This window comes from Pseudoalteromonas prydzensis (genome assembly GCF_011050055.1).
In the GTDB taxonomy this organism is placed as follows: Bacteria; Pseudomonadota; Gammaproteobacteria; order Enterobacterales; family Alteromonadaceae; genus Pseudoalteromonas; species Pseudoalteromonas prydzensis_A.
Genome location: NZ_DRGM01000133.1, coordinates 62,913 through 75,836, shown reverse-complemented (window position 1 = coordinate 75,836; position 12,924 = coordinate 62,913). Strand labels below are relative to the sequence as shown.

The following is a 12,924-nucleotide window of genomic DNA, read 5'->3' as shown; positions in this document are numbered from 1 at the left end:
GACCATCGAGAAAACGAAAGTTTCTTACCTGCTCAACGAGTTCAACATCAGGGGAGAATAATTTCAGTACTTGCAATGCAAACAGATGATTCACATCTTCTCTATCGGAACGAATTTGCACAAACAAATCAAACGGCTGCGCGCCCATAACATGATCGCTATGGGTAATGTTAGGAAAACTCTGTAATTGACTCGGCAAAAACTCTGGCAAAATATGTGGCCAATACTGTGCGCCGACAGCAACCACACTAGAGAGCATAGATTCAGAAAACTGATCTGAAAACTCATCTTGAATAGCACTCACATATTTTAACTTTTTGCGTAATGACTCATCGTGGCCATCAAGTACATTAAAAAATAAATGTAAACCGTGCAAGTTTGCTTCAGCACAAATCCCTGACTGCGCTTGCGCCATGGTATTTCCTTAACTCAAATGTCCTACACGGCAGAACGCGAATGTAGTTATTCAGCGAAAAAGTTAACCGTGTGCGGTGTTATTCTTATAGTTACATCATCATTGACTAAAAATGATTGACCCAACTGAGCAGCAACATCAATTTCTTGCCCATCAATGATGACCTTATACACAAAATGCGAGCCAACAAAACGACGATTTAATATAGTCACCGTGTTTGCATTACTGCTTTGTGATTGCAAAGGTATTAATTCAAGATGATGTGGACGAACATAGAGCTGCCCAACGTGCTTTGCATGGCTATGTGCAATTAATGATGCAACTCGGCCAAAAGCGGTACTGTATTCAGTTGCTGTTAATACTTCTGCGTCTAAGTATATGCCCTGACCAAGAAATTCTGCAACTACCTTTGAGTTTGGCGCATTAAAAAGCTGCTCTGGCGTGCCTTGTTGAGCAATTTTACCGCAATCCATAATCGCTAACGTATCGGCAAATGCAAACGCCTCTTCTTTTGAATGAGTGACAAATACAGCGGATACTTGCTGATTTTTGATAATACGCCGAATATCAGCAATAAGTTCAAAGCGTACTTGGGTATCAATATTTGAAAACGGTTCATCTAATAACAATAAACTAGGGTTGTAAGCCAGCGCTCTGGCAATTGCCACGCGTTGCTGCTGACCACCCGATAACTGATGAGGAAAGCGTTTAGCACAGCCAACTAAATGCACTAACTCAAGCATTTCATTTACACGGTGTTGTTTTTGCGCTTTGCTCATTTTTGTTAAGCCAAAGGCAATATTGTCAGCCACTGTTAAATGTGGAAATAGCGCATAATCTTGAAACATCATACCGATATTTCGGTACTCTGGTGCTAAAAATGTATGCTCATCACTGACTAACTTACCGTCGATAAATACCTTGCCATGTTTGGCTGTTATCAGCCCTGCAATCGCTTTTAAGGTGGTGGTTTTGCCGCAACCACTGGCACCAAGTAAGCAGACAATTTCATCTTTTGCGACGGTTAAATCCAAGCCCTCAATGACTGCAGTGCCGTTATACTGATACGATAAATCTTCTAACACTAAACTGCTCATTTAACTTCTCATTTAGCTACGTTGCTCCATCGAGCGATTAACAAAATACAAAGGCACTAGCCCCACCATCACGATTGCTAACGCTGAAATTGAGGCTAGCTCTAATTGCTCATCACTGACATACTGAAAAACATGGGTGGCTAGCGTTTCGAAATTAAACGGTCTTAATAACAAAGCGGCTGGTAACTCTTTCATGCACTCAATGAAAACCAACAGTGCGGCGGTTAGAATGCCGCGCCGTAATAACGGAATATGCACCTTACGCAATGTTTGGCCTTGGCTTTTACCCATTGATTGACTGGCCATATCAAGCGATGGACTGATCCGCATAAAGCTTGCTTCAACTGCGCCGTGAGCAATGGCATAGAAGCGCACCACATAAGCAAAAACTATAGCAAACAAAGTACCACTCAATAATAACCCTGGTGTAATGCCCATCGGCTCGAACCAAGCGTTTAATTTATCATCGAGCAAGGTTAAAGGTAACAACACTGCTATCGCCAATACTGTACCGGGTAATGCGTAGCCAGTACTGGCTAAGCGCCCTGGAATAAGCGGATACGCTTGCTTAGCGATACGTTGATAAAACACCACTAATAAACTCAGTGTAATTGTTACAACACAGACAATAATCGCGACTTTAAAGCTGTGCCACGCATAAAGGAAAAAGGCACTATTCCACGCTTGATCAGCATACGAAATAGCATATCCAATCAACATCGTAATCGGTAATACAAAAGCAAAAAACAGCACCACACAACAAAGCCCCGTTGCTAACCAAGCGCTTTTGCCTGTTAAGTTATATAACGTATCACTATTAACGCCCGATTGGCGTTCAAATACCGCTTGATTACGACGACTGTAGCGTTCCATCGTCAACACTAAAAATAAAATAAGCAGCATAATTGCTGAGATTTTTGCTGCTGCCGTTAATGAATAATAGCCTAACCAGGTATCGTATACCGCGGTTGTTAAGGTACTTACAGCAAAGTAATTTACCGTGGCAAAATCAGCCATTGCCTCCATACTGATCAACGTCAGTCCTGCTACAATCGCCCCCCGCGCCAGTGGTAAACTAACTTTGAAAAAACTCTGCTTAGGTGATAATCCCATTAACTGACTCGCCTGTACTAACTTAAATGATTGCTCGCGTAGTGCCGTTTTAAAAATCAAATACAGGTACGGGTATAGCACTAAAGCAATCATCATAATTGCACCTGGTAAAGTACGGATATCAAAGAACCAATAGTCGGAGGGAGATTGCCAATCAAACCAGTCTCGCAGTGCTATTTGCACCGGCCCAGCGTAATCAAACAAGTCAGTATAAACATAGGCGATAATATACGTTGGCATTGCTAAGGGCAGCATTAACGCCCATTCAAACTGCCTACGGCCTGGGAAATCACAATAAGCTGTTAACCAACCCAGTGGCAAAGCGATAAGGCAACTAACAACGCCAACCCCTAAAATAAGTAACAGTGTATTGAGAGTATAATCCCACAGCACGGTATCCCAGAGGTGACTAAACACCTCGGAATCACCTTGCAGAGATTCAACCAACAAAAAACATAACGGGGTTATTAGCAGTATGCCAATAACCCACGCAGAAAACTGCCATCGTGACAGCGAGAATTTAAAACTCATTAAAGATCGAACTTCACCTCATCGATTAGCTTAAGTGCTAAAGGACGATATTTGCTAATTTCATCAAGCGCTAAACTGTCTTCCTTGAAGCTGCCCCACGATGCTACTAAGCTTGATAATTCAACGCCCGGTTTTACCGGATATTCCATATTGACCGAAGCGTACATGTTTTGCGCCTTATTGTCGGTCATATACTCAATAAGTTTCAAGGCATTTTCTGGGTTTTTAGCGTACTTGGTCATAACCACACCAGAGACATTAATATGTGAGCCTCTGTTATCTTGATTAGGAAAGTTAATATGCACTGCATCTGCCCATGATTTTTGCTCAGGATCTTCAATCATTTTGCCAAAATAATAACTATTGCCCAGCGCCAAATCGCATAGGCCTTCTTTTACTGCTTTTACTTGTGCACGGTCATTGCCTTGTGGTTTACGAACTAAATTTGCTTTTACGCCTTCCAGCCATTTTTTAGTTTCTGCTTCACCATGATGGGCAATCATTGATGCCACTAGCCCTAAGTTATAAGGGTGCTTACCTGAGCGAGTACAAATTTTATCTTTGTATTTAGGCAAGGCCAGTTCTTCATAGCTTAAGTGCGGTAGTGCACCCACGCGCTCTTTTGACGAATAAACATTTCGTACTCGTTTCGTTAACGCAATCCACTGGCCATCAGCATCACGAAACTTAACAGGCACATTGGCATTCACGGCATCACTGTTAATTGTCCGGGTTAGCGCTAACTCTTCTAATTGAGTTAAATCACTAAAATTTGACGTGAGGACTAAATCAGCTTGGCTATGTTTGCCTTCACGCTTAAGGCGCTCAATCAGGCCTTTTTTAGCAAATACCACATTGGTTTTAATACCCGTTTGCCCAGTGAAATCATCTAATATTGGCTGAATCAAAAACGGTTGACGAAAAGAATAAATATTGACCGCTTCTTCTGCAAATACGGGGGCAGTAACCACTAAGCCAACTAAAATTGTTAATGTCTTTTTCATAAATCGCTTCCATATAAATAATAACTATTATCATGCAATGATAACGTGTCCCTCGGATCTGCGCACTCATTAAATAATAATCAAAGGTGACCACGCCCATAATGGAAATCAGTTGTGCGATATATCTCACGGTTATGACAGCTATTGAGTATAAAGCACCATAAAAACACCATTAAAACACCATTAAAAAACACTAACCACATGAAATAATAGAGTTTTCATTAAATTACAAAATGATGACTTTATTTTCGTTACTATTTTTAGCCTATTTTGTTTGTAAAGACCCTCTATACTTACTTCATCGGTTAAGCAGTGACGCTTAAATGAGTAAACGGACAAGGATTGATTACTCATAAACCTCGAATTTAGGTTACGTTAGGAAAACATGGACTCACGGACAGGCTCAGGATGAGTAGCACTAAGGATAGTAAATAAACGGACAGCGTCAAGATGATGCGAAAAGGACGAACAACATGGCTCGCAAGAGGGTTGTTAAACAGGATGTTATAAAAGCGGACGAATGGACAGGCTCTAAAGAGCAACGCAATGGAACTGTTAATTAAAGGATAGCATCAGGATGATGCATAAAGGATAGGTAATAGACATTACCAATAGGGATGACAAGGAAGCACACAGGAGATAGGCTCGGAGCGCCTTCATCACGCAGAACGAACAAGTAACAGCGTGATCACATGGATTTGTAAAGTTTAGGAGTTGATTAAGTTCAATTGCAGGATGCAGAAAATTAGAAGATTCCGCAAGCGCGACTAGAGATAGTTCGCGCTTTTCTTTTGCCTGAAAAACCCCTTAACCTAAACTCATTGTATATAAGCGGTGACTTCTCTAAAATAGCGCGCTTATAAATCACTGAGGTCGGCCGTGTTAATTAACTACAATCCCCCATTAGATCCGTATTTAAACATTATATTTCAAGATGATGATTTACTGATTGTGAACAAGCCCAGTGAACTGCTAACCGTACCAGGAAAAGATCCTAAGCACGCTGACTGCTTGATTGCTCGCGTTAATCGCGTTTTCCCTACAGCTAAAATTGTGCACCGTTTAGATATGGCAACCTCTGGCATCATTTGTTTAGCCATGCATAAAGCAGCGCATCGTAATTTAAGTATGCAGTTTCAAGAGCGCCAAACGGCTAAGCGCTATATTGCCCGAGTGTACGGTAAACTAGAGCCATTAACGGGATCGGTTGATTTACCGCTGATCTGTGATTGGCCAAACCGCCCTAAGCAAATGGTTGATCATGATAATGGCAAGCCATCTTTAACTCACTACAGTGTTATTGAATATGAAGCACATGCGACACGTGTTGAACTCACTCCGATCACTGGACGCTCGCATCAATTACGCGTACATATGTTATCACTCGGACACCCAATTTTAGCCGACAGACTGTATGCTCATGCAGATGCATTAGCCGCAGCAGCACGGCTACAATTACATGCACAAATGTTGCAACTAGCGCACCCTGTTACAGGACAAGTCATGACATTTACGGCAGAGCCTGACTTTTAACTCTAAATTCATCTAAACTTTTTACCACTCAAGTCGATAACAACTTATTGATTGATCTTGGTGGCTGATATGATTACTGGTATACAATTTAAAGTATCGCACTTAATGGGCTTAGTGACAGCTATTGTACTGACGATGCCCTTACAGGCTGCCGACTTTATTACACCAACGCCATGGTCAACTGTTGTCAGTAGTGATTTATCACGTTTAATGCCGCAAGATGAACTAAAGCCGTTGCTTGCAGGTGACACTGAATTTTTGAGTTTATACCGTGAGCATATGAGTGCCCAACAGCGTGGTGTGGTATTGATCATTCCTGACTGGCAGCATTTACCTACCAATAATGATGGGGTTAACTTTTTACGCACTCAACTAAATGATTTAGGCTATGCCACACTTGCGATGACGGTACCTGATATCGACTGGCAAGCCGTACCTGCTGAAACAGAAAATGCCCAGAGTGAGCCTGCTGATAGTAACCAAACAGACAATAACGAATCATCTGCAGCTCCCCTTAAAGCCCCCGTACATGTTGATGCGATTGCTCAAATAAGCAATGCGATAATCGATAATTACAAACTCAATTTAATAGCACGCTTTAATGCCTTGTACCAAAGTGCGTTGAATGAAGACGGAAAAATAGTAGTGATTGCCCAAGGTGCCAGTGCTGCGGTGTTACTTGAGCACTATGGTGAATTTCCAAATACTGATATTGATGCATTTGTCAGCCTCAGTAGCTATTTACCAAACACTGAACGTAACCAACAACTTAACGCGATAATATCAACGATTAGCCCGCCATTATTGGATATTTACTACAGCATTGATAACCCTGATTTATTGCTCAGTGTGGCAGATAGAAAACGCTGGGTAAAACGCCACAGTAAATATGATTACCGCCAACGTGAGTTATTTGGTTTGCGCTCACAGCCACAGCAACACGAGCGCCTCACCAAGGAAGTAGACGGTTTTTTACGCCGCCTTTTTTAAGAACTCGTAAGCCGCTTGAATGTCTTGGCTTTTCTTTACCGCCAGTTCCATCATGTGCTTAGGTAAGCCTTGAGAAACCAATTTATCAGGATGATGTTGTGCCATTAGCTTACGATACGCCAGTTTAACTTCTCGCTCATTGGCTTCATTATTTAATCCCAACAACGCCAAAGCTTGGCTACGATTCATGCCACTATTCGGCGGTACATGATGCCCTGAACCTTCTCGATAGCTACTGCCTTGCCCTTGTTGGCGTTGCTGCTGTTGTTGATAACGTTGTTGCTGCTGACGAAATGAAAACTCTGCTTGGTAACGCTTAAGTACAAACGCAAAATGGGTCTTAGAGATCCCTAATAATTTACTGACTTCTTGCAGCAATTCTTTTTCTTGTGCGGCAAGTACCCCATCAGAAAACGCCATTTGGATCTGAATTTCTAAAAATAGCTGCAATAAATCATGGCGACGTGCAAAACGCTCTTTAAAATCAAAAACGGTTTCTTTAAGCGAAAAGTCGCTGTCTTTTCCCGCTTTAAAAGCATCTTGTGCTTCTTTGCGATCATCACCAGTAAGGCCCATTTCATCCATAAATACACTGGCGGCACGAATATGAGTTTCGCTTACCCGCCCATTTGATTTAGCAATGTGCCCCATTACCCCAAAACAGCTAGTAAAAAATAATGCTTGGCGCTGATGAATGTCATCATCACCTTTAAATAAACTTGAAAAACCACCGGCTTTATCAAAATTTTGCTTTAAGCTTTTATCGAACATATGGCCTAAATATAAGCCAATAAATAAACCTATAATGCGGCCAAACATAAAGCCAAAACAGGCACCTAAAATTTTACCCCACATAGGGTGCTCCTATAATGTGTGAATGACTTAAAGACTCATTTTGTTGCGCTGTTAACGAGTTATTCAATTGCGCGAGTCGTTCAGGCGTACCAATATCATCCCAACGACCGATATACAACTCAGTAGAGACAAGCTGCTCAGCTAATTTGCTTTTTAATAATGGCCCTAAGCGATGAGACTCTGCAGTCATCCCGGCAAAAAATTGCTGATGGAAACGGCTAATACCTGAGAATGTATACTTGGGGCTATCTTCACCTAAATGACGCAAGGTAAAGTCACCATTTGGGTTATGGGCTGGATTTTCAACTAACACAATATGTGCCTCGCCATCATCTAAATGAATATGTAGTAATGAGCTCACATCATAGTCGGTAAATATATCGCCATTAATAACAATAAATTGCTCGCCGAGTAAAGGCAGAGCTTGGATAATACCGCCTGCGGTTTCCAGCCCCTGCTCGGGTTCTTGGCTATATTCAATATGCACACCAAACTGACTACCATCGCCAAAGTAATCACGAATTTTATCGCCTTGCCACGCAAGGTTGATAACAAAATCAGTGATCCCGGCACTTTTTAGTCGTTCAATATGATGCTCGATTAATGGCTTACCTTGTACCTTTAGCATCGGTTTAGGTAACTCTGCGGTTAATGGCATCATCCGCTGACCGCGACCAGCGGCTAAAATCATCGCTTTCATTATTTATCTGACGCTTTATCGAGTGCCACTACAGTAGCCGGTATAATAGTGTTGTTGATCCATAGACCCAGTGCCACTAATGGCGGATGATCTTGGGCAACATCGCTAATGTAACGTAGGGTTGGCAGTACATTATCCATATAACCAGCTTTACCATCACGTAAATTCAACCGACAAAAAATACCGGCAGCTTTTAAATGACGCTGAATACCGGTTAAATCAAACCATTGTTTAAAGGTTGCAAAGCTAATATTGCTGATCAGTCCCTGTTGCTCAAATTCGCTAAATGCATGCTCAAGCAGATATTCAAGCTCATCGTGCGGTAACTTAAAATAACAGTCTCGCAGTAGTGAAACCAGATCATAGCAAACTGGGCCTTGCACAGCGTCTTGGTAGTCAATGATCGCCCATTGCTGCTCACTGTGCATAATATTACGACTATGAAAATCGCGATGCACTGTCACTCTTGGCTGGGCAAGCACGTTAGCAATCAGTAATTCACAGCTAGTTTGCCATAATTTTCGCTCTGCTGAACTGATTTTCAGTTGTAAAAACTCTTCAACCAGCCACTGTAAAAAAATACTCAGTTCTAATTCTAAAAACGCACGGTCAAAATCTTTCATATGTTCAACCGCAGGCATTTTTGCCCACTGTGCGCTGAGTTTTATTAAATGTTTATAATGATTGATGCGTTCTTTATCATCGAGCATATCAGCAAGATGTACATTGCCTAAATCACTTAATAAGAAGAACCCTTGTTTTTCATCGGCATGTAATATTTTTGGTAGTTTGAAACCATGTTCAGAAAAAACTTTATTAAGTTCTATATAAGGAGTGTTATCCAGCTTGGTGGGATCGGAGTCCATTACTATATAGCTATCTTGGCCGCGATTTAAGCGGAAATAGCGGCGAAAACTCGCATCTCCGGTGATCGCAGCAAGCTGATATACTTCATCTTCGAAGTGCGGATTTAAAAACTGCTGTAAACTTTTATAACGGTTCATTTCGTAAGATATCTATTTTTCACTAAGTCAATTACTGTATTTGCCATTGTTTTCCTTTATTATGTCACTCTTATATTCAACGACAGCGTATTAAGGTTAATAAATGAGCAAAACCTGGGGCATAATGATGCTAAGTGTGATCAGCGCACCATCGCTTGCCGAAACTGAACTGACACACAATTTTTGTGGCAATTCAATGCAAACCAGAGCTTGGCAACCGCTTGCTGGCCTTGATTTAGGCATGGTCGATATCCAATCAGATGATATTGAATTGCTTGGTACCCAAAGCGCAGAATTTACCGGCAATGTTGATATTAACACCCTTACTATGAGTTTGTCCGCACAAAGTGCGCTAATTGACAAACAGCGTGGGCTACTTAATGCAACAGGCCCTATTACTTATCGTGATGCTATCAGTGAAGTAAATAGTTCTGGCCTCAATGCTGATTTAAATAGTTCTGAAATCAGTTTGCTCGGTGCCGATTATCAACTAACCGATCAACAAGGCCGCGGTGGTGCAGAAAAGCTCACAGTGAACCAGTCTGGCTTAGAGCTACTGAACGCAAGCTTTACTACCTGCCCAACTGAAACGCCATTGTGGGCAATTCAAGCAGAAGAAATATTACTCTCTCGTGAAGAAGGCTGGGGGGAAACCCATGATATGGTTTTACGCATCATGGATACACCAGTGCTTTATTTACCCTATTTTACTTTTCCGATTGATGAGCGTAGGAAGTCAGGCTTATTGACCCCTAACATTTCCAGTTCAGACCGTTATGGTATTGAAAGTATCACTCCGTATTATTGGAATATCGCGCCTAATTACGACGCCACTATAACGCCACGCTATATGTCTAAAAAAGGTCTGCAAATGCAAGGCGAATTTCGTTATTTAAGTGACAACAACGAAGGATTAGTTGCGCTTGAGTACCTAGATAAAGACGACTCTGAGCCAGAACTTGATGAACGCTTTCTATTTCACTGGCAACAGCAAAGTTATTTTGATGCAAACTGGCGTGCGGCTATAGATATAACCAACGTCAGTGATGATAACTACCTTACTGATTTAGGTTCGAATTACGCAACACGTACCGACACCCAGTTATACCGTACCGGTTCATTATCGTACTTAGGTGAAACATGGCGCACGGATATTAAAGTACAAAATTTTGAAGTATTAGGTGATCACACCGAGTCTTATGCTGCGTTACCGCAAATTAGTTTTTCGCAAACGTCACCGTTTCGCTTTAGCGATATTGAATTCACACTCAATGGTGAATTGAGCCATTTTACCAATGATACGGCAATCATAGAAAAAGCCACTCGGATACACATAGAACCTAAAGCCAGTTATGGTTATCAAGAGCATGCTTGGTCGTTTCTGTCCGAGTTTAGTGTGCTACACACAAACTATAAGCAAGAAGGTGATTTAGCTAATACTGACTATGCTGAAACGGTATCGCGTACCTTGCCTAAAGTGCGCTTATATAGCCAACTAAATTTTGAACGTGATACCACTATGATCGACAATGGTATTCAAACGTTAGAGCCGCAAGTACAGTACCTTTACACTCCAGACAAAGATCAAGCTGATATCGGCCTCTATGACACCACTAAATTACAAGATGACTTTTTTGGCTTGTTCCGTGATAGCCGCTTCTCAAGCGTGGATCGTATCGCCGCTGCAAATCAATTTACATTGGGTGCCACTACGCGATTATTTAACGATAACAGTGAAGAATTGTTTAACTTTAGTGCTGGGCAAATCTTCTATTTAAGCGATTCAGCGAAGCCAACCGCACAAAACTTAGATTCAGATACTAACTATAATGCCTTGTTTGCCGCGCAAACCATGTTACATTGGCACCGTCGTTGGTATTTATCCGGTGGCATTCAATATGACACAGATGGTAAACAAGTCATCCAGTCAAATGTGACCTTAGATTATAAAGGTGACGATAATCAACTCGTACAATTGAACCATCGCTATGCAAATGATGTCTCAGGCAATACAATCGAACAAGTTGGCTTATTTACTAGCTTCCCGCTCAGTGAACAATGGCAATTTGTAAGTAGCTATCACCGCGATTTAGAAAGCGGCCGTAGTGTTGAGGTATTCAGTGGATTGCAATATGAATCTTGCTGTTGGGCCTTTCAAGTTACTGCCCGTCGTCAAATTGAAACTGATTTAAATCAAGCGATAGGCCAAGAACAAGCCACTTTTGATTCAAGTATTGGATTTAATATTGTCTTAAAAGGGTTAGGTAGTAAAAGCCGTTATGATGCACAAAAATTATTACAACAAGGTATTTTTGGCTATCGTAGACCGTATTTTCTTAATAACTAGTATTACCGTACTATTAGCAAGAGTATTAGAAAAAGTATGAATTTAAAAAAATTATTAGCATCCGCATTATTAACGCTTGGTTTATGCCAAAGCGCTTTCGCAGCCCCTGTTGAAATCGACAAAGTGGTTGGTATTGTAAACCAAGGGGTTATTTTACAAAGTGAAGTTGACACTATCGTTAATCGGGTAAAAGCTCAAGCCAAAGAACAAGGCCAAGAACTGCCATCTGATGACACTTTACGTATCCAAGCCATGGAACGTTTAGTAAATCAAACACTGATGATGCAACTAGCTGAGCGTATGGGCTTAGAAATTTCAGATAGTCAACTTGATCAAACCTTAATTGGTATGGCCAAGGAGCAAGGCGGTTCGATCGCAGACTTACGCCGTACCATTGAAGCATCAGGCGAAAGTTTTCAATCTTATCGTGAAGAAATTCGTAAAGAAATTACCACCCAACAAGTGATGCGGGCAAACGTTGACCGTCGTATTTACATCAGCCCGCAAGAAGTCGATAACCTATTAAAAATAATGGAAAGCCAAGGTCAAAATACTGAAGAGTACGATATTGGCCATATTTTAATTGATATCCCAAACAACGCCACGGCGGACGAAATTGCTAGCGCAAAAACCCGTGCTGATAAAGTTATCGAGTTTTTACAAGACGGCAAAGAATTTAAACGTATCGCTATTTCATCATCAAGTGGTTCAAAAGCACTTGAAGGTGGTCAATTAGGCTGGATGAGCATTAATGAAATGCCATCATTATTTGCTGAAGCAGTAAAGGGCAGTAAAAAAGATGCCATTATCGGTCCGCTTCGTTCTGGCGCTGGTTTTCATATCATTAAAGTTCAAGACATTCGTGGCCGCCAAGTTGTTGAAACAACTGAAGTGCGCTCTCGTCATATCTTAATTAAGCCGTCAATCATCTTAAGCGAAGAAAAAGCCCGCACTATGCTTAATGGCTTTGCTAAAGATTTACGAGCTGGGACCGCTGACTTTGCTGAGCTTGCTAAAGAATATTCAGAAGATCCAGGTTCTGCACTTAAAGGCGGAGAGTACGATTGGACAGATCCTACAACCTATGTGCCACAGTTTAGAGATACCCTACTCTCGCTCGATAAAAATGAGATCAGTGATCCATTTAGAACCACGTTTGGTTGGCATATTGTGCAATTATTAGATAAACGCGTAGCCGATAAAACAGAAATTGCGAAACGAAACCGCGCCCACGGCATGCTGTTTAATCGTAAATTTAAAGAAGAAAGCTTTAACTGGCAGCAAGAAATGCGCGAACAAGCCCATGTTGAAATTTTCCCAATTGATGAATAACCA

11 protein-coding genes are annotated in these 12,924 nt (G+C 41.4%); 4 read left to right on the top strand and 7 right to left on the bottom strand.

The genetic code is table 11. The features are described from left to right. The 4 genes from ENH88_RS13005 to ENH88_RS12990 form a co-directional block, all read right to left on the bottom strand. Positions 1 to 415: Dyp-type peroxidase (locus ENH88_RS13005; RefSeq protein ID WP_304182716.1), on the bottom strand; the 415-nt coding region annotated here is incomplete at its 3' end. A gap of 47 nt (positions 416 to 462) precedes the next feature. Continuing rightward, positions 463 to 1,512, bottom strand: coding sequence for an ABC transporter ATP-binding protein (locus tag ENH88_RS13000; RefSeq protein WP_304182715.1), 1,050 nt, complete (start codon positions 1,510 to 1,512; stop codon positions 463 to 465). A 12-nt stretch (positions 1,513 to 1,524) separates the two neighbouring features. Next, a complete protein-coding gene (locus tag ENH88_RS12995) occupies positions 1,525 to 3,156 on the bottom strand; it encodes an ABC transporter permease (protein WP_304182714.1) in 1,632 nt (543 codons plus the stop codon). Continuing rightward, a complete protein-coding gene (locus ENH88_RS12990; RefSeq protein ID WP_304182713.1) occupies positions 3,156 to 4,160 on the bottom strand; it encodes a Fe(3+) ABC transporter substrate-binding protein in 1,005 nt (334 codons plus the stop codon). Before ENH88_RS12990 ends, ENH88_RS12995 begins: the two co-directional genes overlap by 1 nt. Positions 4,161 to 5,039: 879 nt before the next feature. On the opposite strand from ENH88_RS12990, the gene rluA reads away from it, so the two are divergent. Further along, entirely contained in the window at positions 5,040 to 5,693 is a 654-nt protein-coding gene (gene rluA / locus ENH88_RS12985) for a bifunctional tRNA pseudouridine(32) synthase/23S rRNA pseudouridine(746) synthase RluA (protein ID WP_304182712.1), read from the top strand. A 69-nt stretch (positions 5,694 to 5,762) separates the two neighbouring features. Beyond that, positions 5,763 to 6,683, top strand: a complete 921-nt coding sequence (locus tag ENH88_RS12980; protein WP_304182711.1) for a DUF3530 family protein — start codon at positions 5,763 to 5,765, stop codon at positions 6,681 to 6,683. On the opposite strand, the gene djlA is transcribed toward ENH88_RS12980, so the two are convergent. From djlA to ENH88_RS12965, 3 genes are read right to left on the bottom strand one after another with little or no spacing between them, the layout of a single operon-like run. Continuing rightward, the gene (djlA, locus tag ENH88_RS12975; protein ID WP_304182710.1) at positions 6,666 to 7,538 is read right to left on the bottom strand and encodes a co-chaperone DjlA; all 873 of its coding nucleotides are present in this window, start codon (positions 7,536 to 7,538) and stop codon (positions 6,666 to 6,668) included. The genes ENH88_RS12980 and djlA overlap by 18 nt on opposite strands. Further along, on the bottom strand, positions 7,528 to 8,238 hold the full coding sequence (murU, locus tag ENH88_RS12970; protein WP_304182709.1) for an N-acetylmuramate alpha-1-phosphate uridylyltransferase MurU: 711 nt from the start codon (positions 8,236 to 8,238) through the stop codon (positions 7,528 to 7,530). The genes djlA and murU overlap by 11 nt, the downstream gene beginning before the upstream one ends. Continuing rightward, positions 8,238 to 9,242: an aminoglycoside phosphotransferase family protein gene (locus ENH88_RS12965; protein WP_304182708.1), complete on the bottom strand. Its 1,005-nt coding sequence runs from the start codon at positions 9,240 to 9,242 to the stop codon at positions 8,238 to 8,240. Before ENH88_RS12965 ends, murU begins: the two co-directional genes overlap by 1 nt. A 103-nt stretch (positions 9,243 to 9,345) precedes the next feature. On the opposite strand from ENH88_RS12965, the gene lptD reads away from it, so the two are divergent. Both lptD and surA read left to right on the top strand, forming a co-directional pair. Then, positions 9,346 to 11,589 (top strand): LPS assembly protein LptD, encoded by a 2,244-nt coding sequence (gene lptD / locus ENH88_RS12960; protein ID WP_304182707.1) that lies wholly within the window; start codon positions 9,346 to 9,348, stop codon positions 11,587 to 11,589. A 36-nt stretch (positions 11,590 to 11,625) separates the two neighbouring features. After that, positions 11,626 to 12,921, top strand: a complete 1,296-nt coding sequence (gene surA, locus ENH88_RS12955; protein WP_304182706.1) for a peptidylprolyl isomerase SurA — start codon at positions 11,626 to 11,628, stop codon at positions 12,919 to 12,921. The last annotated feature ends 3 nt before the right edge of the window (positions 12,922 to 12,924 follow it).